General features: G+C 54.0%; 19 protein-coding genes and 1 other annotated feature. Of the genes, 1 reads left to right on the forward strand and 18 read right to left on the reverse strand.

Going from position 1 to position 21,955, the window contains the following annotated elements; all coding sequences use genetic code 11:
* Positions 1 to 135 precede the first annotated feature (135 nt).
* The 5 genes from ACFOLF_RS07055 to ACFOLF_RS07075 form a co-directional block, all read right to left on the reverse strand.
* Complete coding sequence (locus tag ACFOLF_RS07055) at positions 136 to 1,263, reverse strand: response regulator (RefSeq protein ID WP_210037744.1); 1,128 nt, start codon at positions 1,261 to 1,263, stop codon at positions 136 to 138.
* A 284-nt stretch (positions 1,264 to 1,547) separates the two neighbouring features.
* Positions 1,548 to 4,283, reverse strand: coding sequence for a ComEC/Rec2 family competence protein (locus tag ACFOLF_RS07060; RefSeq protein WP_210037745.1), 2,736 nt, complete (start codon positions 4,281 to 4,283; stop codon positions 1,548 to 1,550).
* Between the two features lie 207 nt (positions 4,284 to 4,490).
* Positions 4,491 to 5,021, reverse strand: coding sequence for a deoxycytidylate deaminase (locus ACFOLF_RS07065; RefSeq protein ID WP_210037746.1), 531 nt, complete (start codon positions 5,019 to 5,021; stop codon positions 4,491 to 4,493).
* Positions 5,022 to 5,051: 30 nt separating this feature from the next.
* The gene (locus tag ACFOLF_RS07070) at positions 5,052 to 6,344 is read right to left on the reverse strand and encodes a homocysteine synthase (protein ID WP_210037747.1); all 1,293 of its coding nucleotides are present in this window, start codon (positions 6,342 to 6,344) and stop codon (positions 5,052 to 5,054) included.
* Between the two features lie 68 nt (positions 6,345 to 6,412).
* Entirely contained in the window at positions 6,413 to 7,084 is a 672-nt protein-coding gene (locus ACFOLF_RS07075) for a ComEA family DNA-binding protein (RefSeq protein WP_210037748.1), read from the reverse strand.
* A 128-nt stretch (positions 7,085 to 7,212) separates the two neighbouring features.
* Between ACFOLF_RS07075 and comER the strand changes: the two genes are divergently transcribed.
* Complete coding sequence (gene comER, locus ACFOLF_RS07080) at positions 7,213 to 8,052, forward strand: late competence protein ComER (RefSeq protein WP_210037749.1); 840 nt, start codon at positions 7,213 to 7,215, stop codon at positions 8,050 to 8,052.
* Positions 8,053 to 8,120: 68 nt separating this feature from the next.
* Here comER and leuS read toward each other — a convergent pair whose 3' ends face one another.
* The 13 genes from leuS to ACFOLF_RS07145 all read right to left on the reverse strand — a co-directional run bounded on the left by leuS (position 8,121) and on the right by ACFOLF_RS07145 (position 21,687).
* Positions 8,121 to 10,562, reverse strand: a complete 2,442-nt coding sequence (gene leuS, locus ACFOLF_RS07085; RefSeq protein WP_210037750.1) for a leucine--tRNA ligase — start codon at positions 10,560 to 10,562, stop codon at positions 8,121 to 8,123.
* A 73-nt stretch (positions 10,563 to 10,635) separates the two neighbouring features.
* Positions 10,636 to 10,878: a binding site (T-box leader), on the reverse strand.
* A 66-nt stretch (positions 10,879 to 10,944) separates the two neighbouring features.
* Positions 10,945 to 11,718 carry a class I SAM-dependent DNA methyltransferase gene (locus ACFOLF_RS07090; protein ID WP_210037751.1) on the reverse strand — a complete coding sequence of 258 codons (774 nt, stop codon included), beginning with the start codon at positions 11,716 to 11,718 and terminating at the stop codon, positions 10,945 to 10,947.
* Positions 11,719 to 11,730: 12 nt separating this feature from the next.
* Complete coding sequence (locus tag ACFOLF_RS07095; protein WP_210037752.1) at positions 11,731 to 12,633, reverse strand: CvfB family protein; 903 nt, start codon at positions 12,631 to 12,633, stop codon at positions 11,731 to 11,733.
* Positions 12,630 to 12,977, reverse strand: coding sequence for a ribosome silencing factor (gene rsfS / locus ACFOLF_RS07100; RefSeq protein ID WP_210037753.1), 348 nt, complete (start codon positions 12,975 to 12,977; stop codon positions 12,630 to 12,632). The genes ACFOLF_RS07095 and rsfS overlap by 4 nt, the downstream gene beginning before the upstream one ends.
* Complete coding sequence (yqeK, locus tag ACFOLF_RS07105; RefSeq protein ID WP_210037754.1) at positions 12,974 to 13,549, reverse strand: bis(5'-nucleosyl)-tetraphosphatase (symmetrical) YqeK; 576 nt, start codon at positions 13,547 to 13,549, stop codon at positions 12,974 to 12,976. Before yqeK ends, rsfS begins: the two co-directional genes overlap by 4 nt.
* Positions 13,539 to 14,126: a nicotinate-nucleotide adenylyltransferase gene (gene nadD, locus ACFOLF_RS07110; RefSeq protein ID WP_210038071.1), complete on the reverse strand. Its 588-nt coding sequence runs from the start codon at positions 14,124 to 14,126 to the stop codon at positions 13,539 to 13,541. The genes yqeK and nadD overlap by 11 nt, the downstream gene beginning before the upstream one ends.
* Before the next feature lie 62 nt (positions 14,127 to 14,188).
* Entirely contained in the window at positions 14,189 to 14,488 is a 300-nt protein-coding gene (gene yhbY, locus ACFOLF_RS07115) for a ribosome assembly RNA-binding protein YhbY (RefSeq protein WP_210037755.1), read from the reverse strand.
* 25 nt (positions 14,489 to 14,513) lie between these two features.
* A complete protein-coding gene (gene aroE / locus ACFOLF_RS07120; protein ID WP_379114056.1) occupies positions 14,514 to 15,416 on the reverse strand; it encodes a shikimate dehydrogenase in 903 nt (300 codons plus the stop codon).
* 19 nt (positions 15,417 to 15,435) lie between these two features.
* On the reverse strand, positions 15,436 to 16,557 hold the full coding sequence (gene yqeH, locus ACFOLF_RS07125) for a ribosome biogenesis GTPase YqeH (protein WP_210037756.1): 1,122 nt from the start codon (positions 16,555 to 16,557) through the stop codon (positions 15,436 to 15,438).
* Complete coding sequence (locus ACFOLF_RS07130) at positions 16,554 to 17,081, reverse strand: YqeG family HAD IIIA-type phosphatase (protein ID WP_210037757.1); 528 nt, start codon at positions 17,079 to 17,081, stop codon at positions 16,554 to 16,556. The genes yqeH and ACFOLF_RS07130 overlap by 4 nt, the downstream gene beginning before the upstream one ends.
* 159 nt (positions 17,082 to 17,240) lie before the next feature.
* Positions 17,241 to 19,466: a transglutaminase-like domain-containing protein gene (locus ACFOLF_RS07135; RefSeq protein ID WP_210037758.1), complete on the reverse strand. Its 2,226-nt coding sequence runs from the start codon at positions 19,464 to 19,466 to the stop codon at positions 17,241 to 17,243.
* A complete protein-coding gene (locus ACFOLF_RS07140) occupies positions 19,463 to 20,725 on the reverse strand; it encodes a DUF58 domain-containing protein (RefSeq protein WP_210037759.1) in 1,263 nt (420 codons plus the stop codon). The genes ACFOLF_RS07135 and ACFOLF_RS07140 overlap by 4 nt, the downstream gene beginning before the upstream one ends.
* Before the next feature lie 5 nt (positions 20,726 to 20,730).
* The gene (locus ACFOLF_RS07145; RefSeq protein ID WP_210037760.1) at positions 20,731 to 21,687 is read right to left on the reverse strand and encodes an AAA family ATPase; all 957 of its coding nucleotides are present in this window, start codon (positions 21,685 to 21,687) and stop codon (positions 20,731 to 20,733) included.
* Positions 21,688 to 21,955: the final 268 nt, after the last annotated feature.

Genomic DNA, 21,955 nt, shown 5'->3' on the forward strand with positions numbered 1-21,955 from the left:
ATAAATCTGATTCCAATTACCTATATTACGCCAGGATTCTCACAAAACGCTGACAAGCTTCGACAATAAACCGTTCATTTCAACGAAAATAAACAGGCTTCGAAGCGCGTCCATCCCACACGCCTCGAAGCCTGTTTATTTCATTTCCGTTTTTATTTTTTTATAAAGCCTTCTAACCGAAGCGGAGGGGGCGATCCCCACTTCCTTCAGCAGCCAATCCTCCATTTTTTTATAATGCGTGAAGAAAGAAATTCGGTCTTTCCGCAAAACGTAGATGCTCAGCAGCCATTCATGCGCCGTCTCGTCATATGGAACCCGTTCGAGCATGAATTGAAGCAGTTCATGCGCCCGATTAACATTTTTCGCGTCCATACAGACGCGGATCAGCTGTTTGGCAAGCTCGGCGAAAATCTTCTGAACACGCTCCTTCTCCGACTCGCACCATGCGTAATCCTTGTCCCCGAACAATGTGCCGCGATATTGAAGCAGCATCCGCTCGGCATCATCCAGTGACTGATCACTCGGCGTCAGGCTTTGGCTGCTGAGTTCCACCAACTGCCTGTAATCGCATGAATCAAGCAGTTCAAAGCGATACACGCCTTTTCTTGATTCCAGATGGATGCGGACACCGTTTTCCAGAAGGGTCTTCTTCATCCGGTATACGGAAGTGTGCAAATTCTGCTCCGACTTCTCCGGTTCCTGCTCCGGCCACAAGGCTTCGCATATCGCCCATTTGGAAAGATCCGTGTCGCGGTGGGTCAAAAAGTAGGCAAGAAGCTCTTCCGTCTTCATCGTCGGGAAGCGGACCGTTTCCCCGTTCCTTCCAAAAACCGCGAAGCTGCCGAAGCATTGAATGCGCGCATGTGCACTCTCCGCCGCCCGGTTCAGGGAACTTCCCCTCTCCTTCCGCTTATAGATTCTCTGAATCGTACGCTCGAGCAGGCCTGGATCGACCGGCTTCAGCAAATAATCTATCGCATTGACCCGGAACGCCTCCAGGGCGTACTGGCTGTAGGCTGTGGTAAAAATAATTTCCAGATCCTCCTGCATGTCCAGCAGCAGCGCCGCCAGTTCGAGACCGTTTCTTTCCGGCATTTCAATATCCAAAAAAGCCACATCCGGCCTCAGCTCCGGAAATGCTTTGAGCGCTTCGGAGGCTTTGGTAAATCCACCGACAATCTCCACGTCTTCCCGGACATTGAGTATTTGCTGCAAGCGGTGAATGGCCGGTCGCTCATCATCCACGATGACTGCTCTTAACATTATTGATGCCTCTTTTCAGTTTGAAATTCCACCCAATATGCAAGCACCGCATAAAAAGACGGCTGCATTTTTGCACCGCCCCGCGGGTCAATTAAATTGAATCCAATAAGCTGTCCAGCCTTAAGGCGCATCTTCAGATGACACTGGTTAATGAATATCTACAGGCATATCCTTAACCTGGTTTTTGAAATGTTCTTGCGCGGAGCCTGCTTTTCTCTATTTATTCGACAATAATTGGCAATATCCTCCTATTGCCCAAAAACACGGCTCCAAATAATTTCCCTTTAAGGCCATCCAGCAAGCATCTGCCGTGCGAACAACTGACTGTCCGCAGTGATGCGATACTCAATCTCGCCGTTCAGATCCGTGCGTTTCACATCGGCTCCGGCAGCGGTTAAACGCTCCATGACCTCGCCGTTCGGATGTCCATACGTATTGTTCCTGCCGACGGAAATGACCGCAGTATGAGGCTGCCAGTAGGCAAGCCACTCCGGTGTGGAAGAGGTTTTACTTCCGTGATGGGAAACTTTCATTACGTCGATGACATTCGATTTTGTTTTATTTATTGCTTGATTTTCTTCATGTTCACCGATAGCAGCGCTTGCCGGCTGTTCGAGCAAAGCTCCTCCGGATTCAGAAATCCGGGAAAGAATCGCACGCTCCTCCGCTGCATCGGCATCGCCGGTCAGCAGAAACGATCTTCCGTACAGCTCTACGATCATCGCTACGCTCTGCCCATTCTGTTCCTCCACCAGAGGAATAGTGTCGGATTCGCTATCCCTGTTTCCTCCAATTAAGGAGATGGTCGCTCCATCGTCGATAACCCAGCTTTGGCCGGCCTCGCTGCGGTACATCGGAATTCCCTTGTCAACGGCAGCGCCAAGCATGGAAACCGCATCATCGGAGCGCTTGAAGGTACCGTTCCAAAGCATCCCTTTGACAGGAATATTGTCTATGACAGCCCGCAGCCCCTTGATATGATCGCTGTCCAGATGAGTCATGACCAGCAGATCTATCTGCTGCACGCCGCGCTTTTGCAGCAGCGGAACAAGGACCTTGCGGCCTACCTCGAACGGATCGTCGCGATCCTTCCACTCCTCCCCCTTCTTCCGAAAGCTCACCGAGCCCCCTCCATCTATGAGAATATGCTTGCCATGAGCTGTCCGGATCAGAATGGAATCTCCCTGCCCCACATCCAGAAAGCTGACGTAGGCATCGTTATTGTTCCATTTCGGATAATAGGCCCACAGAATCGGAGCAATCAGCGCCAAGCAAAGCAGGACGGAAATTATAATTCGACCGGTGGATTGGATAGGCTGTCTGGAACCCGATGCGCCAAGGGAAGCCTCCGCCCGGTTCGGAAGAAGCGAACCCAGAGGTTGGGTAACGTCTTCTTCCACCCACTGCTTTCCGCCCATCGGTCGGGTATCGTTGTCAGGCTGCTTCGATGACTTCCCGAAGATTGGCTGCAAGCCCCGACGATGAAGCAACGACAGGCACAATCCTATTGATGCGTACATATAAAGAACCCAGCCAAACGGCGGCGAACCAATAATGAAGCGGAGTTGCTGGAATCCGCTTAGCTGCAGTACAACGCCAAAGCTCAAACGGTTGGCTACTGACGCAACCGAACCGAGCCACGCTGCTCCTGCATGCCATAGACTGTCCAGAACTAGCGCAGCTCCTCCAAGGGGCATAACGATGAAGCTGATGAACGGTACCAGAATGAAGTTTGCCAGCAATGAAAGCAGGTGGATCTGATTAAAATAATAGATAGTGAGCGGAAACGATACAGCCTGGGCCACCACCGTTACAGCGATCAAATCAAACAGCGCCTTCGAGCGTTTGCCACGGGGCAGTAATTTCCTGACAGGCTGTACGCCCAGAATGAGTCCGGCTGTAACAAGAAAGGATAGTTGAAAGCCAACATCCTCAAGCAGATAGGGATCCCAAACCAGCATCAGCAGCGCAGCGGCTGACAACAGGTGCAGGCCGTCCTTCAGCTTGTTCAGCCGCGCCGCGAACAACCCCAGCATGGCCATGATTCCGGCCCGCATAATGGAGGGGGCGCCGCCCGCCAGAAGCACATAGAACGGGACAGCGGCAATCATGATAAGCAGCATGCGCTCGCGGGTCAATCGCAGCAGCCGCAGCAGCCCCCCGAGGACGTAGAGGAATACCGCTACATGCAGACCCGATACCGCCAATATATGCGTCAGTCCCAGCTGGGAAAATTGCCGGAACTGCTCCGGATCCAGGTCCTCGCGTATACCCAGCACCAGTCCCTTCATATATCCGGCCTGATCCGCTGGGAACAGCCCGTCCATGCGGCTTCCGAGCGATCCGCGAAACTCGTCAATGCGGCTTAATAGAGAAGCCTTGCTCAGACGCGGACCGGGGCTTATTTGCACGGATGAAATGCCATTTGCCTTAAGCAGCCAATGGATGCGCTGGCTGAGAAGATAGCTCCGGTAATCGAAGCCGCCAAAATTGGTCGCTGCAGCAGGCTCGCTGATTTCGCCATTGATCACGATATGCGACCCCCGTCTCCAGCCCGCGGCAATGGCCTGATCCGGCTGCTCGGCAAGCTTGACGTTGACAAGCAGAAGCTCGCTCAGCTTGCGCGGCTCTGATTCGCCAGCTACCGCGGCATCGTGCACACGCACTTTAAATTGGGCGCGGTCACCATCCACCTCGACAGCCGAGACAATCGTTCCCGAGACTTCCACGCTGTACGCAGCGGAACTGCCGGGAGCCGCCGCCTCCTGATCAGGTGGTGGCAGCGCGCTGACATTATGCTTGTCCGCCCAACCCCGTTCTGCCGCGGCGCCGGCAAATGCCACCAGGCAGGCGGCCGCCAGCAGCCAGGTTGAACGATGCAGCAATATCTGTGCAAACAGCAGGACGGCAAGGGCCCCTCCCGCCAGCATGATGCCAGGGACCAACAGCCCGGCTCCAGCCGCACTGCCCAGTACCCAGCAGAGTGTAAAAAAGACCAAAGGTCGACTGTTCATGTTCATTTGCAGCCCCCTCCTTCCTATGATTCAACAAGAAGAAACGCTTCACCGTCCTCTAGACGGCAAAGTAAGTTTCTTCACCTCAGAAATATAAGCAACGTATAGACCAAACACCATCCTATCTTATTTTCAAAAAAAAGAACCCCCGCAGCGCCCAAACAGGCGCACACAGAGGTTCTTCCTCAAAAAACGCTTCATTGTATCCTCTAATCAGGATGTAACATTCATCTTTGCCTGCTCCGGCGGCTCATATCCCGCCAATGCACGGAAAAAAATGCCTTTTTGCTGCATCAAATTGGTAACCTTATCGCTGTCCTTCAAGTAATTCCGATGGTAGACGATTTCTTTGATTCCGCTGTTCGCAAGCATGTTGGCACAAGTCCAGCATGGCTGATCCGTCACATATACGGTAGAGCCTTCCCGGTCGATCCGGTCGGTGAAGAGCAGCAGGTTCTGCTCCGCATGAATGGTTCGGATACAGCGCTGCTTCTTGACCATGCGCTCTTCTCCGTCCGTAATTTGAAGCTCCAGCTCCTCCACAATCATGCAGCCGGCCTCCGAACAGTCGGCCACGCCCATGGGAGCTCCGTTATATGCCGTCCCGAGCAGCTTCTTCCCCTGCACCAGCACAGACCCTACATGCCGCCTCAAACAACGTGAACGCGTGGAGACCATGTAGGCAATATCCATGAAGTAAGTATCCCAGTCTTTGCGCGCGCTCTCGCGCGAATCCGTAACCATCGTAATTTTTCCTCTCCTATCCTGTTAATCCTACTGCTGACTGGCCGACAAAGCCTGGCTCAGATCATGCAGAATATCGTCGATGCCTTCAGTTCCGATCGAAAGACGGATCATTCCCGGCGCTACGCCTGCCGCTTCCTGCTCCTGCTCCGACAGCTGCTGATGGGTTGTGCTGGCCGGATGGATAATCAGCGACTTCGAGTCGCCCACATTAGCCAAATGGGAGAACAGCGATACCGCATTAATCACTTTTTTGCCGGCATCCGCCCCGCCTTTAATACCGAAGGTAAGGATCGCCCCTTGACCTTTGGGCATATATTTCTGGCCAAGGTCATAGGAGACATGGCTCGGCAGCCCCGGATAGTTGACCCATTCCACCGCATCATGAGCTTCGAGGAATTGAGCTACAGCCAGAGCGTTGGCGCTGTGCCGTTCCATCCGCAGATGCAGCGTCTCCAGCCCCTGCAGCAGCAGGAAGGAGTTGAACGGCGAAATGGCAGCTCCCATATCGCGAAGCAGCTGTACGCGCATTTTAATAATATATGCAATTGGCCCTACGGCATCCGTATAGATGACGTCATGGTAGCTGGGGTCCGGTTCGGTCAAGCCGGGGAATTTTCCGCTTGCCTTCCAGTCGAAGGTCCCGCCATCCACAACGACGCCGCCGATGGACGTCCCGTGACCTCCGATAAACTTGGTCGCGGAATGGACCACAATATCTGCGCCATGCTCAAGGGGACGACACAAGAACGGGCTTGGAAACGTGTTGTCGACAATAAACGGAATACCATGCTTGTGAGCAATGGCAGCGACCGCTTCAAGGTCAATAATATCACCTTTCGGATTGCCAATGCTCTCCGCAAAAAGGGCTTTTGTATTGTCGGTGATCGCGGCCTCGAAGTTGTTCGGATCCTGCGGATCGACAAAATTGACCTTGATGCCCAGCTTGGGAAGCGTAGTTGAAAACAGATTATAAGTCCCGCCGTACAAGCTGGTCGCGGAGACGATTTCATCTCCTGAGCCGGCTATGTTCAGAATTGCGTATGTAATAGCCGCCGAACCCGATGCGACAGCCAGAGCGGCCGGTCCGCCTTCCAGAGCGGCAATACGTTTCTCAAACACATCGCTTGTCGGATTCATGATGCGGGTGTAAATATTGCCGAATTCCTTGAGCGCAAACAAGTCAGCAGCATGATCGGTATCACGGAACCCATAAGACGTTGTTTGATAAATCGGTACTGCCCGCGACATCGTCGCAGGATCGATTTCCTGGCCTCCGTGGACGGATAGCGTTTCCAATGAAAGCTTGCGTTGTTCGGACATGTAAGAATCCTCCTCGCCGGAATTGAGCAGCAACGGCTCTGGCCGCTGCTTTTCCCATTGTCGCACAATCAAGGCGCAACAACAATGGAAGGTTTCATTTTTTCCAGTAGTTTGGGACCGATTCCTTTGACCCGGAGCAAATCGTCAACTGAGCGAAACGGACCATTCTTCTCCCTGTCCGCAACGATCGTTCCCGCCTTGGCTTCCCCGATGCCGGGCAGCTCATCCAGTTCCTGGGCCGTAGCAAAATTAATATTGATTTTGCCCTCTTCGGTCAGGCCGGCTCCCTGAGGTTCAATAGCCTTCTCACCTCCTGCCCCTGCACTTGCAGCCTGCTTCGCGTCTGTCCCTTTCCCCGAGTCTGAGGGTATATATTCCGAGCCAGGCTTAGCTCCTTCCTTGGTCTTGCTTCCGCCTGAGGTCTTGCTGTCCTCCGCGACATCCGTGGGGCTTGCGGCTCCCTCCTGTTCCGCATCTATTGAAGCTGGAACCGTCATCCCGCCGCTTTGCCGGTCCGCGCCAGGAGCGTCGTTCTTTATCTTATCCTTCGCAGCAAGTCCTGGCTCATTGTCCGCCGGATTCAACACTTCTTTCACCTGGCTGTTCATAGCCACCCAGCCTGGCGGCTCGCTTGAATCCGATTGATAGAGCGCAGCGACCAGCAGCAGGGCCCCCAGGAGAAGCAGGGCGGCCACCATAAATTTTCGATTCCAGTCGGATCTTCTTTTTTCAGAGTACATATTGTAGAGGTCACCTCTGTCCTTTATTTATCCGGCGATAATGTCTAAAACTTTGCCGTACTTTTGGTTATGTTGGCCTTGCCCCCTTGCATAGGGTAGTAAGAGCAAAGTGCCAAGGAGGGGTTACGATGAATGTTGGATTTATCGGAATCGGAAGTATGGGAAGCTTGCTCATCGATTCGTTTATCGGTTCGGGCGCGCTTGAACCGTCACAAATTACCGCCAGCAACCGTACCTTCGCCAAAGCGGAAAAGCTTGCCGTCCGGCACCTTGGCCTGCGCGCTGTCCCTCTTAACCGCGATGCCGTCATCGGACAGGATCTGATATTTTTGTGCATCAAGCCGCTAGAATATAAACGGGTCATCGAAGAGATTCGCGGGATTCTGTCGGAAGACCAGATTGTTATCTCGATTACCAGCCCTGTCCTGATTGAGCAGCTGGAAAATTCTCTACCCTGCAAGATAGCGAAAGTCATTCCCAGCATAACGAATTATGTATGCTGCGGCGCAACCTTATGCATGTATGGCGATAGACTGAATGAAGCGGATAAAGCCCGCCTGAACAACCTTTTCTCCATGATCAGCGCACCTCTGGCCATTGATGAGAAGCATACGCGGATCGTCTCGGATATTTCCAGCTGCGGTCCGGCCTTCATGGCCTTTGTCCTGCAGAGCTTCATCAACGCGGCGGTTGAAGAAACCGGAATCCCCCGGGAAGAGGCGGAGATTGTGGCAAGCGCGATGCTCTATGGCACCGGCCAGCTGCTCACCGAAGGAGGCATGTCGCCAGAAACCCTTCAGGCAAGAGTAGCCGTTCCCGGCGGCATAACCGCCCAGGCGCTTGCCCTGCTGAGCCGCGAGCTTGACGGTGTATTCAATGCCGTCATCCGGACGACACATGCCAAATACGAGGAAGATCTGGAGCGGGTCGCTCTCTCCTTATACGGCAAAGAGGTGAATGGCCCATAACGCATGCTTTGCGTTAATAAGCCATTCACCTCTTTTTACCAGGCAGCTTTGCTTACCTTGACTGATCCTTAATTGGCTACGATGTTGACAAGCTTGCCTTTGACGGCAATTACTTTGCGGATCGTTTTGCCCTCAAGCGCCTCAGCCACTTTAACGGATTGCTTGGCGATGCTCTCCATCTCGGATTCCTCCGTATCGGCCGCTATCGAGAGACGATCGAGGATTTTTCCGTTGACCTGTACGACAATTTCCACCTCTTGATCAATCGTCCAGGACTCATCGTAGGCTGGCCAAGCCACATAAGTGACCGAACCGGTATGACCCAGCTTTGACCACAGCTCTTCGGCGATATGCGGCGCGAGCGGAGACAGCATCTGAACAAAATGCTCGACTGCTTCCCGGGGGAGCGATTCTGCCTTGTACGCCTCATTGACGAATATCATCAGTTGACTGATCGCCGTATTGAAGCGCAGATGCTCGTAATCGTCCGTTACCTTCTTGATCGTGCGATGCCAGGTGCGCTTGAACGCATCCGACGTTTTTGCATCCGATATTTTCGCATGAAGAGCGCCGTCTTCCCCGATCGCCATACGCCATACGCGGCTGAGGAAACGGTACATCCCTTCCACACCGTTGGTATTCCATGGCTTCGTAGCTTCAAGCGGTCCCATGAACATCTCATACATCCGCAGCGTATCTGCCCCGAACTCATTGACAATATCATCAGGATTGATGACATTGCCCCGCGATTTGCTCATCTTCTCATTATTCATGCCAAGAATCATGCCTTGATTGACCAGCTTATGGAACGGCTCCTTCGTATCCACAATGCCCAGATCGTACAGCACCTTATGCCAAAAGCGCGCATAAAGCAGATGAAGCACGGCATGCTCCGCGCCGCCGATATACAGATCCACCGGCAGCCACTGCGCCTGCTTCTCCTTGGAGCAAAGCTCATTCTGGTTGTGAGGATCAATAAACCGCAGATAGTACCAGCAGCTGCCTGCCCATTGCGGCATCGTATTGGTTTCCCGGCGCGCCTTCATCCCCGTTTCCGGATCAATCGTCTCCACCCATTCGGTTACATTCGCCAAAGGCGATTCGCCCGTCCCGGAAGGCTTGATCTGATCGATTTCCGGCAGCAGCAACGGCAGCTGATCATCCGGAACCGGCTTCATCGTGCCATCCTCCAGATGAAGAATCGGAATCGGCTCCCCCCAATAACGCTGGCGGCTGAACAGCCAGTCGCGAAGGCGGTAGGTGATTTTGCCTTTGCCCTTGCCGTTCTCCTCCAGCTTGCGGATCATCAGGGCGATAGCCTCTTCGTTGTTCAATCCATTCAAATATTGCGAATTCACATGGGGACCGTCTCCGGCGTAGGCTTCCCCGGTGATCGTCCCGCCCTGAACAACCTCCACTATAGGCAGATCAAACTGCTTGGCGAATTCCCAGTCGCGTTGATCATGGCCCGGTACTGCCATAATGGCCCCGGTGCCGTATCCGGCAAGAACGTAATCGGCGATCCAGATCGGTGTTTTGGCTCCGCTCACCGGATTGATGGCATAGGCTCCTGTAAATACGCCCGTTTTGTCCTTGGCCAAATCTGTGCGTTCCAGATCGCTTTTGCGCGCGGCCGACTCCTGGTAAGCTTCCACGGCAGCCTTCTGCTTCGCAGTCGTAATTTGAGCGACAAGCTCGTGCTCCGGCGCAAGCACGCAGTATGTTGCGCCAAAAAGCGTATCGGGCCTTGTCGTAAACACGGCCAGCGATTCCTCATAGCCATCGATGGCAAAGGTCACTTCTGCTCCCTTTGATTTGCCGATCCAGTTGCGCTGCATGTCCTTGATGCTTTCGGTCCAGTCCAGTTCCTCCAGATCCTCAAGCAGCCTCTCCGCATATTCCGTGATCTTCAGCACCCATTGGCGCATCGGCTTGCGGATGACGGGATGATTGCCCCGTTCGCTCAGGCCGTTGATGACTTCTTCGTTCGCAAGCACTGTGCCCAACGCAGGACACCAGTTAACAGGAACCTCCGCCACATAAGCGAGTCCCTTGTTAAACAGCTGAATGAATATCCACTGCGTCCATTTGTAATAATCGGGATCGGTGGTGCTGAATTCGCGGTCCCAATCATACGAGAAACCAAGCGACTTGATTTGTCTGCGGAAATTATTGATATTCTTGACCGTAATTTCCCGAGGATGCTCCCCCGTATCCAGAGCATGCTGCTCCGCAGGCAGTCCGAACGCGTCCCAGCCCATCGGGTGGAGGACATTATAGCCCTTCATCCGTTTGTAGCGGGAGACGATATCGGTAGCCGTGTACCCTTCGGGATGGCCTACATGCAGCCCTGAGCCGGATGGATACGGAAACATATCCAGCGCGTAAAATTTCGGTTTTCCCGGATCCTCAGTCGTTTGAAAAGTCTTGTGCTCATCCCAATACATCTGCCATTTCGGCTCAATGACCAGTGGGTTATAGCCTTGCTGCTCTGGACGTTCCTGTGACATTACCATTGCCTCCCGATTTCATTTGCTTATTCGCATATTTTTCATAAAAAAACCTCCCGCCCCCAGCGTAAACGCTAGGGACGAGAGGATTATCTCCCGTGGTACCACCCTAGTTAACAACAGGCATGCTTTGCCGCTGCTCACTCGAACCCTTAACGCGGGCGGGACGGCACGCTTTGACAGGCCATAAGCTAATATGCCTGCTTGCACGTGCGGCTCCAAGGCGAGTTCATAACCCCTCTGGTCCGGCTTGCACCAACCGCCGGCTCTCTGAATCCAGTTCAAGGAAACTACTGCTCCTTATCGACGCCAAACCTAAAATGATTAGTTCGATTATAAAGAAGCACCCCCACGCATGTCAAGAGCACATCTGGATAAGTCTTCATTTTACCGCAGCGAAGAAGAGCCGCTCAGAACGGTCATCGGGCGCAGCCAGCCTAAAGTCCGCGAACGATTCCACCCTGCCAAACCCCGCTCTCGCCAGCGCCTCCCGAATCCACTTCGGCTGATAAGCCCGCTGGACATGAATCTCTTCAAAACGGTTGTAATGGGACGGCCCTTCATCCGACTCACGGACAAAAATCGTCAGATGATGCTCGATTTCCACCCGTTCGCTGTCCAGATCGCTCGTCCAGATGTAGGCGATATCCCGGTCATCAAGCACGAAGGGCTGCTCATCCGCGTAACGCTGCAGAGTCCTGGGCGGATGCACATCGAAAAGAAAGACGCCGCCGGGCTTAAGTCCTTCGTAGGTGGCACGGAAGGCGGCTTCCACATAATCCTCTTCCGTCAAATAATTGATGCAGTCGCAAAAGGAGATAACGGCATCAACCTGCTCCGGCAGCTCCCAGCTGCACATATCCTGCTGCAGCCAGCGGATGGCGCCAGCAGAGGACCGAATCGCCTGCTGCGGACTTTCGTCCCATTTGCTCCGCCCGATGCTGAGCATGTCAGCCGAGAGATCGATACCGAATACCTGAAAACCGGAGCGAGCGAGCGGAATCGCCAGACTCCCCGTGCCGCAGCCCAGATCGACGACGGTTTGCGGGATGCCGTAGCGGTCCCAGCACTCCCTTGCAAACCGCAGCCAATCGGAATAGGGCATGTCCTCCATGAGACGGTCGTAAACGGTGGCAAACTGCCGGTAAGCACGCATCGCTTCTCTCCTCTATTCTTCTTCTGCAGGCTGCTTTTCCTGTACCAGTGTCGTCCAGCTTCCGTCCTGCACAACAAGCCCTTCCCTCATGAGCTTGCCAATCGCCCGCTTGAAAGCCGACTTGCTTATATTAAACTTCTGTTTAATGATATCAGCCGATGTTTCGTCCGAATACGGCATGGCGCCGTCAGGCCGCTCCCGCAGAAAGGCAAGGATGCGTTCCGAATCCTCCAGCCTGCCCACTTCCTTGCGGGGAGTCATCGACAAATTGACCCGTCCGTCTTCACGGATGAATGTCACTCTGGCCCGGACACGCTCGCCCAGCCGCAGCAGCTTGGTCCGCTCCTCTGCAGGAATGAAGCCCATAACGCCAAAACCGACAACACCGCCGTCAATAAGTACAAAAGAACCAATCTTCAGCGTCTTGGTGACAAAGCCTTCCACCCATGTATTGCGCCAGGACTCCGGTGCGGAAAAAGCAAGCTCGGCAAGCTCTTCTTCAAAAGCCACTTTTGCCACGAGACGGCCGATTTTGTCATGGGCCAGGATCACATGCACTTCATCGCCGCGCTGGGGGCGCAGCTCCTTGAGCTCCGGCTGCTCGGACATTGGAAGCAGCAGCTGCCGCCCGAGTCCCATCTCCAGAAAAGCTCCGATACGCGGATGGATATCCGCAACCGCCAGACGGGCGACCTTGCCAAGCGTAATGAACGGCTGCTTCATCGTTGCCGCGATCCGGTCATCGGTATCATAAAATATGAAGGCTTCAACTTCATCGTCCACTTTCGGACGGTGACCGACAAGCTCGGTATAGTGAAGCAGCACTTCCGATTCTCCATCGCTCAAAAAATAGCCGTAGGGCGACACTTCGCGCGCCACCCTGAACTTCTGGATTGTACCGGCTATTAAACTCATGCAAACTCCACAACTTTCGCGTCGGACCACAGCCGCTCAATATTGTAATATTCACGTTCTTCCCGGTGGAAAACATGGACAACGACATCTCCGAGATCGATGAGCACCCACCGGCCCGAGTCCATGCCCTCAATTCCGCGCAAACGCGCGCCATTGGACTCCGCCTGCTTGCGTATTTCCGTTGTAATCGCCTGTACCTGCGTATCCGAATTACCGTGGCAGATGACAAAATAATCGGCCACAAGCGAAATGTTCTGCAAATTGAGAGCGACGATCTGATGCGCTTTTTTCTCCTCGGCCGCTGCTACTACGAGCTGCAGAAGTTTCTCTGGTTTTATGGTCATTGCTCAGCCTCCCTGGCTTTTAATAGTAAATCGTTGCGTGCTGCTATGGTGAGCGGGTAAATCCGCTTCCCTTGGGCCAGTAAATGAGTGATGGTGGAGTCAAACCCGGCGATCAGCGCCTTCTCCAAATGCTGTCCGGACAGCTCGCGAATACGCTCCACTCCCGGAAAATCTCTTCCCGGCTCCATGTAGTCGGCCAGACAGACGATTTTGTCCATCCGCGTCATGTCTTCCCGGCCCGAGGTATGATAGCGAATCGCATCCAATACCCCGGAGTCCGTGACGCCAAAGTTATGCTCGGCGACATAGGCGCCAACAGGCGCGTGCCACAGCTCTTTGTCATACTTGAGCAGATCGGGGGGAAGGCCCTCCTCCCGGATAATGGCTTCCATTCGCGACGTTTGCCAATACTTCGCCACATCATGCAAAATCGCGGCGAGCTCTGCCCGCTCCGGATCTTCCCCGAAGCGCCGGGCAAGCAATACGGATGTCTCCATGACGCCAAGCGTATGCTTCCAGCGGCGCTCGGGCATCTCGGCCTGAACAGCGGCTATCATGTCATCACGATTCATATAGACCATTCCTTTTTATAAAAGAGTGGACCTTCTCCGGCACCATGAAACGGATGGATGAGCCTTCTGCCCTGCGCCTGCGGATATCCGTCGAGGAAAGTCCGATCAGCGGCATCTGCGTTATTTGCAGCCGGTCCAGGATGTAATCCGGAAGCCGTGATTTCTCAATCGATTCTCCCGGGCGTTCCACACCGATGAAGGTGACCAGCTCCGCAAGTTCTTTGGCACGGTGCCAGCTTGGAAGGTCGTTAATCCGATCCGATCCGATAATAATGCTGAACGAACGCTCCGGGTTCTGCTCCAGAAGCGCCTCTACCGTATCAATGGTATAGCTCGTTCCGCCCCGCTCAAGCTCAATATCAAGGGCGCGGAAATGCGGTTGAAAGTCAATAGCCCGATATACCATTTCAAGCCTGGAAGGCCCTTCTGCTCCCGGCTCATTGTCTTTCAGCGGAGGCTGAAAAGCAGGGATGAACCATACCTCGTCAAGACCGCACGCCTCACGCGCTGTTTCCGCAGCGAGCAGATGCCCGTAATGAATCGGGTCGAATGTTCCGCCCATTATACCAACTTTGATCACGATGTCCGCTCCCTTCCGTTACCATGCGCCATCCCTATGACCCTCGCAAGGTTCGCGTATTAACTGTTTTTCGGCAGTACGATTGTTTTATAGTCCTTGGATTCCTTGTAAAGCACAATGGTCTTGCCGATCACCTGTACGAGCTCCGCTTCCGCTTCCTCCGCCAGCCATTCGCCCACTTCTTTTGGATCCTCGACAGAGTTGTTCAGGACTGAAATTTTGAGAAGCTCGCGCTTCTCGATCGCTTCTTCCACATGGCGGACAAGATTTTCGTTCATTCCGCCTTTGCCCACCTGAAATACGGGCTGCAAATGATGCGCAAGTGCGCGCAAATGCCGTTTCTGTTTGCCTGTAAGCATGTTGATTGTTCCTTCTTTCGTCATATTAGCGTCCCGCGCTGAACGCATCAAGCACGGCCGAACGCATCGCCTCGACAGGAGCCTTGCGGTCTGTCCAGAATTCAAAGGCGTAGGCCCCCTGATAAATAAACATTCCGAGCCCCCCATGAATGCTGCAGCCCCGCTGCTTCGCTTCCGCAAGAAAGCGGGTCGTCATCGGGTTATAAATCAAATCGCTCGCAATGGCGCCTGGCGCAAGCCAGCTGGCATCGACAGGCGTCTCATCGATCTTTGGATGCATTCCGAGCGATGTCGTATTAATAATGATATCCGCCTCGCCGCATGCTTCCCGCAGTGCTTCATTGCCGATGGCCCGCAGGATGTCTGTTTGGCCCTCAAAGGCCAGGACCAGCTCTTCCGCCCGCTGCACCGTGCGGTTCGAGATCGTGATGCTGGCTGCTCCTTCGCGGGCCAGGGCATACACGATTCCTCTTGTCGCGCCGCCAGCGCCAACGATCAGTATCCGCTTCCCTGCCAAATTCGGCTCCGCTTCTTCCTTCAAGGACCGGACATATCCGATCCCGTCGGTATTGTAGCCAACAAGACGGCCATCATGGTTTACGATTGTATTTACCGCCCCTATGGCCCGGGCGCTCTCGTCAATCTCATCAAGCAGCGGCATGACAGCAAGCTTATGAGGAATCGTGACATTCACGCCTCTGATTCCCATCGCCCGCACGCCCGCCACAAAATCAGGCAGCTGTGCGTCCTTAATATGAAAAGCCGTATAAATCCCGTTAATGCCCGTTTCCCGGAAGGCCCTGTTCATCATGACCGGTGATTTGGAATGATGAATAGGATCGCCGATGACACTGTACAAGATGGTGTGGCTGTCCACAACATTTCCAGCCTGGTCGGATATCCCCGTAAAGTTGTCTGCTGTACTCACTGTCTTAGCCCACTCCTTCTCAAATCAGCGCTTCTCGCAGCATAACCCGTATGCCTTTGGGGGCGTAGACATCGAGAATCGCTCCCGAGGTATCATTGATACGAATCCAGCCCAGACCGGAGATCACCACATCCATATCCGAGCCGCGTTTGATCGTCAATCGATGACGTGTCCACGCCGGGATTTCCTCCAGCTGCTCTCTGGTCGGCGGAGCGAGCATCTCTCCCCGATGATCAGCGAACAGCTGATCGGCCCGCTCCAGCTTTGTCCGGTGAATCGGCAGCGCATTGGAGGTGTACAAGGTGAACGATTGTCTCGGACCCTGGGCAAAATCAAATCGGGCCAGCGACCCGATAAACAGCGTCTGCTGTTCGTTTAATTGATAAACGACCTGCTTGATCGGCTTGTCCGGCAGCAGCGCCTGCAGCACGCCGCGGGGAACCACTTCGGTCAACCGGTGGTTGTAGACGATGCCGGGAGTATCAATGATGTCATGTCCGTCATCAAGCGGAATATGCACGGCATCAAGCGTCGTTCCCGGATAGCGGGACGTGGTCAGCTCGCGCTCGAGATCGCTGTAATCGCGGATGATCCGGTTAATCAACGTGGATTTCCCGACATTGGTCGCGCCCACGACATACACATCCCGGTCGCCGCGGTGCTCGGCCAACGCTTCAACCACACGTTCAAACCCGATGCTGCGCTTCGCACTGCACAAAACGATATCCACTGTCCGCAGTCCCTGAGCCTTGGCTTGCCTTTGCACCCAGTTGAGCAGTCTGTTCATATTAATGCCTTTGGGCAGCAAATCCACTTTATTGACGACAAGCAGCACCGGATTATTGCCGACAAACCGCTGCAGCCCGGATATCAGACTCCCTTCGAAGTCAAATAAATCGACAATATGAACGACCAGGCTGTCCGTTGCGGCGATACCGCCGAGCAGTCTTAGAAAGTCGTCCTGATCAATGGCGACGGAAGCCGCCTCGTTATAATTCTTGATACGAAAGCAGCGCTGGCAGATCAAAGGCTCTCTCTCCAGCGCCGATTGCGGGATATACCCAAGCTTGTCGGCCGAATCCGTTTGCAGTTTGATTCCACAGCCTGCACAAGCTCCCAGCTCTAATTGCTCATTTGTCAAGACTTACGTTCCTCCTCGGGCCACAGCCCTTTTTTGCGCAAACGGGACAGGGCCACTCGTTCGATCCTGCGGTTGATCCGGGTCATGAACCCTTCATCGCCAGGCGATATCGGGCTGACAAGAATCGTGAACAGTCCCATCCGCCGGCCGCCGAGCACATCCGTCATCATCTGATCGCCAATGACCGCCGTATGCTCGGCTGCCAGCTCCATTACCGTAAGCGCTCTGACAAACGCCTTATTGGAGGGTTTGCGGGCGGCATGAACAAACGGAATGCGCAGCGGGTCAGCGAATTTCGAGACACGGGTGCGGTGGTTATTCGATACGATGACGACCGTAAAGCCCAAATCGCGCACAACATCAAGCCATTTGACAAGCTCCGGTGTGGCGAGCGGCACTTTTGCGCCAACAAGTGTATTGTCCAGATCGGTTATGATCCCGAGAATGCCCTGTTCCTTCAAGGCATGCAAATCGATATCGTAAATGGTATTGACGCGCATATGCGGCAACAGCCGTTCAAACATATTTTCGACTCCCCTGTTATCGCTATCAGGAAAAACTATACCATACAAAGGGAATTTGTTGCAAAGCACGATTCTCCAGCCCGCCGTCATCAGGCTTCCCCTTGCAGAATCAAATAACCGGAAGGCATGCCGATGCCGTCCGGTTATTTGATCCATTATTTACCCGATACGCTCACGGATCAGCTTCACATTGCTGTCGAAACGGTCGGCTTCCTCCTGGGTCAGCATCTGGCTGCTGTACATCGCTTTCTCAAAGGTTCCCAGCACAACCTTGAACTCGGACTGCAGAAAGGTCAACCGCCCGGACCAATGAGTCATGGTTTCACGAACCGTTTCATTCGCCTGACGGTCAAGACCTTTTTTACGGCAGTATTTGATCAAGCGGTTCGTCTCTTTCACAATCATCTCATTAATAGTGCCTGTACCGCGGCGGTAGCGGCGCAAAGCCGCAAGAATGGCACGCAGACGGAAAAGCACGATCAAGGCAGCGATTACGGCTGCGCCTGCAATGTAGACCCAGACCGGCATTTTGAAGCTTTCCGCCGCCACAGGCTCATCAACGGCTGCAGGTACTTCGGGCTCAACCTCGGGCAGCGGGGCCGCTTTTTCCTCAGGCAGCAGGTAGGGATACAGGAAGCCCGCCGTCGGCTCGAATGGCAGCCAGCCGTATCCGTCAAAATAAACCTCTACCCACGAATGGGCATCCGCATTGCGCACCGTATAGGTGCCAGAGCCATCGGGATTAAGATCCAATCCCGGTGTGCCCTCCATCCCCATCATACTGGGATCGACCGCCATAGCCCCCGGGGCGTATCCTTTCACCCATCTGGCCGGAATGCCGGAAGCCCGGGTCAGCACTGCCATCGCGGTAGAGAAGTAATCGCAATAGCCCTCCCGTAACTCAAAGAGAAAGGAATCCACGAAATCGCTGCTCTCTTTCTTGGTCAAATCAGGCTCATTCGTATACGTATAGTTCAGCTGCAGATACGCCTCGATCGCCTTGGCTTTATCGTAAGGCGTTGACGCATCCTTGGTGATGGTTGCCGCTAGATCCCGGACACGCTGCGGGAGCTCCTCAGGCAGCTGGGTATACATGGGACTCATCTCGCTGTCGTCCCGGGCCGCCTTACCCTCACGCAGCGCCGGTTCATCGAGCAGCGTTACTTCCGAGACAATCGAGTAGGTTTTGGGATAGCTGGCATTCCTCTGGGGCAATCTCAGCTCCCATGACTGCGGCATCCAGTTCAGACGGGGCAGCGAGCCCTCGCCGTCATTGACGGAAACCACGCTTGCTATCGGTCCCGCGCCAAACAATACGGGATACTTGTCATCGCGGAGCATGGTGAAGGTCTGTTCCACCTTGTCCGTCTGGACGGAATCCGGCTGCCCGATCGGCTGCAGCTGCTCATCCTTCGCTATGGAGCCTACCACTTCTTCCTGTCTTTCTCCCCTCGCTTCCTCCCAGCCGCTTCCATTATAGAAAGCCTTCGTTTCGCCGCGCCAATAGCTGCGTTTGGTGGTAGTAACCGTCATGACGGGAGAATAATCGAATTTGAAGCCGCCGCCCAATTCATCATCATTGCGGCTGTAGCCTGAGCGGCTGTCGCCGGTGTTCTTCGGTGCGGAGGAACTGACTCCCTTATCCCCCACAAAAGAAGGAACCGCCTCCCCTCTGGACTCTTTCCAGGCTGTATAGGGATCGGTCAGAATCGGCTTGATTGTCGGAACGAACAACCCCGCGCCCATGAAGATCGCGAAAATAAGCAGGACGGGCAGGAACAGGCTGAGCGGGTAATCCAGCAGATGGCGCCAGCTGTCCGGATGGCTTTGCTTGAAGCCTGAAAAATGACTGGCCACAAGCCAGGCAAGTCCCGTGAAAACGATCCAGGCGATCTCGTCCCACAAATAAATCGGCGTAAATAATGAATCCATAATGGTCAGGGAAAGAAGCGCCAAACCGACCATAACAATAATGCCGATACGCTTCATCCGGAAAACAAGGATTAACCGGAAGATCACCCATACCGCAAGGCTGATCCACAAAATAGGCGACAGCTGGTCGAACTGCGAACCGGCCCAATCCGCCCAGTCAGCTGCTTTTCGTTTATCTCCGATAAAGGAGACCCACTGAAAATCCGTAAATACAATATTGAGAACCAGAATCGCAAGCAGCTGCAACAGGCCTGACATGATTTTTGAAGGAAGGAATGCGACAAATAAAAAGGTGGTCAGGAGCAACCCGTTAACGACCGCGAAAGTTTCTTCCCACCAATAATCTCCCAGGCAGCTGATCCATTGAAAAATAATGATGCCGGTAAACAAGGCCGACAGCTTCAAATATAAATCGGCCGTCAGCCATTTGACAAATCCGCGGGAAGGATTCATGCGGTCCCTCCTTCCAGAACGCCGGGAAGTTCCTGGAGAGCGCCAAGCGAATGCGCTGAGTAGCCGCTCCGCTGCAGCAGCCGCAGCCAGTCTGCGCCTTTGACCAGGGAATCTCCTATCCCCACAACATTGCTAGTGCCCTTAAGATGGATCAATACAGGCACGGTACCCTTGCGCTTCAACCATTCCATCGAACGCACCGCCTCTTCGCCGCCTTGCGGACTTACAATCACCACGAAAGACCCCGCAGGGATCAACGATGACGACTGTCTCAGCATTCGGTATAACGGAGTCGTTCCATCGGGCTGAACCTTCACGAGATGGTTCATGAGCATCAGACGGTGATCCGAGGACGATTGCGGCGCAAAGCTGTCCACACTCTCCCCTGCGGATACCAGACCGACTGCAGTAGCCCGCCGAAACCCGAATTCAAGCAGGGAAGCAATGACGGACACGCCGGTCTCGAACTGCTCCTGGTTCTCGTATGAACCTGAATAGCGGTCCAGCACAAACACGGTTCTGGGCAGGGATTCGCGCTCAAACTCCTTCGACTTCCATTGACCGGTTCTTGCCGTAGCATTCCAGTGAATACGGGAGAGCCGGTCGCCATAGATATATTCGCGGACGCCGTTGATCTGAGTGGTCTCCTTCGCCGACAGACGCGATGAAGAGGTGGAATAGGGTCCTTTTACACCCAGCTTGAGCTGACGCCACTGCCGAATGGATACCATTCTCGGATAAACGCTGAAGGGAACGGAGGATTCAAAGGAACCCACATGCTCGAACAAGCCGAAAATATCGCGGGTCGAGCACTCTGTAGGCGCGAACTGATAAACGCCACGCTCCAGCGGCGGTGTGGTATACGTGATTTCCCCCGCTCTCCGGTAGCTCGGCACGAACGAGGCTTCAAACGGAACCGAGCTGCCGTTCTGGCGGACAAGACGGTCGCGCACCAGAATATACGGTATCGGCCAAACGCCGGGAACCCGGATGGAAATATGCACTTCCATTCTTGCGCCCGCGGACAGCGTATGCTCGGATTGCGATACGCCTCCCGCCGCATTGGACAGACGGCGCATGCCCGTCACATTGCCGATTCCGCTCCACCTGCCCATCACAAGATAAAGCAGCAGTACATTCAAGATACAAAAGAGCATTAAGGATGTTTTGCCGCCCTGAAACAGCAGGAACAGCAGGGCGCCGATATAGATGATGCCAAACATCCGCCATCTGAACATCGTTGCTTTTGCTGTCAGCATATGCGTTATCGCTCCATCCGAACGGGCACGTTCGTTTCGCGAACGACTGTCTCAATAACTTCCTCCGCCGTTAGTCCATTCACTCTCGATTCGGTGTGAAGCATCATCCGATGCGCCAGTACGGGCGAAGCAAGCTGCTTGATATCGTCGGGAATGATATAATCCCGTTCCTGGAGGAAGGCGCTGGCTTTGGCCGCAGCCAGCAGGGAAATCGCCGCGCGGGGGCTGGCGCCAAGCTGCACGCCACGATGCTCGCGGGTTGCACGCACGATGCGGATCAGATAATCGGCTACCGCCTCGTCCACATGCACCCTCTTCACGCTGCCCATTATAAGGGCGATACGCTCGATATCGGCGATGGGGAACAAGGAATCCGCAGGAGCGGAGGAGTTCGGGGAGAGCACCATCTGGCGCTCCGTCGCTTCATCCGGATAACCCAGCGTAATCTTCATCATAAAACGGTCAAGCTGCGCCTCAGGAAGGGTATAAGTGCCTTCGAATTCTATCGGGTTCTGGGTAGCAATCAGGACAAAAGGAACCGGAAGGGCGTAGGATTCGCCATCCACCGTCACATGCCGCTCCTCCATGGCTTCAAGCAAGGCCGACTGCGTCTTTGTCGTCGCGCGGTTGATCTCATCGACGAGCAGGAGGTTGGCCATCACCGGACCCGGCCGGAATATGAATGCTTCATCCCTAGGATGATAAATAGCGACGCCTGTAATATCGGTCGGCAGCAAGTCCGGGTTGCATTGAATGCGCCTGAAATGGCCGCCGATCGTTCTGGCGAGCGCTTTTACAAGCTGGGTTTTCCCGGTGCCCGGCACATCCTCAAGCAGAATATGCCCGCCGGCAAGCAGAGCCACCATCAAACGTTCTATTTCTACTTTTTTACCCAGGATACAATTTTCCAGATTGCGGCGTATTTCATTGCATAACGTAAAGTCAGCGCTACGGTTGTCCATAGAAAAACCTCCCGGATGATGAAATGGAAACGGAATTGGAAATAGAAGAAGAAACAGCAGACGCCTCGGTACGAACTTTATACGGAAGTTCCCGCATTTAGTTGCGTACCCATTAGGAAGCGCAGCAAGTTTCTTCCAAGCGTGCTTATGAGAGAAAAGTTATTCCTGTCTAATACTTTAAAGATTGTTGATAAAAATTGCATCATGTTATTATTTTACAAAAGATACATCCTAACGTATAGCTGTATATCCAACAAAAAAAATTGGA

This window comes from Paenibacillus sepulcri, from assembly GCF_042647105.1.
GTDB lineage: Bacteria > Bacillota > Bacilli > Paenibacillales > Paenibacillaceae > Paenibacillus_Z > Paenibacillus_Z sepulcri.

Coding starts and splice junctions, on each gene's coding strand:
- yqeK (WP_210037754.1), bottom strand. CDS start 13,549: ATGAATCGTGATGACATGATAGCCGCTGTTCAGGCCGAGATGCCCGAG.
- comER (WP_210037749.1), top strand. CDS start 7,213: ATGAATGTTGGATTTATCGGAATCGGAAGTATGGGAAGCTTGCTCATC.
- ACFOLF_RS07130 (WP_210037757.1), bottom strand. CDS start 17,081: ATGTTTGAACGGCTGTTGCCGCATATGCGCGTCAATACCATTTACGAT.
- ACFOLF_RS07090 (WP_210037751.1), bottom strand. CDS start 11,718: ATGCGTGCTTACCGGCAGTTTGCCACCGTTTACGACCGTCTCATGGAG.
- ACFOLF_RS07060 (WP_210037745.1), bottom strand. CDS start 4,283: ATGAACATGAACAGTCGACCTTTGGTCTTTTTTACACTCTGCTGGGTA.
- ACFOLF_RS07055 (WP_210037744.1), bottom strand. CDS start 1,263: ATGTTAAGAGCAGTCATCGTGGATGATGAGCGACCGGCCATTCACCGC.
- ACFOLF_RS07145 (WP_210037760.1), bottom strand. CDS start 21,687: ATGGACAACCGTAGCGCTGACTTTACGTTATGCAATGAAATACGCCGC.
- ACFOLF_RS07095 (WP_210037752.1), bottom strand. CDS start 12,633: ATGAGTTTAATAGCCGGTACAATCCAGAAGTTCAGGGTGGCGCGCGAA.
- yhbY (WP_210037755.1), bottom strand. CDS start 14,488: ATGCTTACAGGCAAACAGAAACGGCATTTGCGCGCACTTGCGCATCAT.
- ACFOLF_RS07140 (WP_210037759.1), bottom strand. CDS start 20,725: ATGCTGACAGCAAAAGCAACGATGTTCAGATGGCGGATGTTTGGCATC.
- rsfS (WP_210037753.1), bottom strand. CDS start 12,977: ATGACCATAAAACCAGAGAAACTTCTGCAGCTCGTAGTAGCAGCGGCC.
- ACFOLF_RS07075 (WP_210037748.1), bottom strand. CDS start 7,084: ATGTACTCTGAAAAAAGAAGATCCGACTGGAATCGAAAATTTATGGTG.
- leuS (WP_210037750.1), bottom strand. CDS start 10,562: ATGTCACAGGAACGTCCAGAGCAGCAAGGCTATAACCCACTGGTCATT.
- ACFOLF_RS07065 (WP_210037746.1), bottom strand. CDS start 5,021: ATGGTTACGGATTCGCGCGAGAGCGCGCGCAAAGACTGGGATACTTAC.
- ACFOLF_RS07135 (WP_210037758.1), bottom strand. CDS start 19,466: ATGAATCCTTCCCGCGGATTTGTCAAATGGCTGACGGCCGATTTATAT.
- ACFOLF_RS07070 (WP_210037747.1), bottom strand. CDS start 6,344: ATGTCCGAACAACGCAAGCTTTCATTGGAAACGCTATCCGTCCACGGA.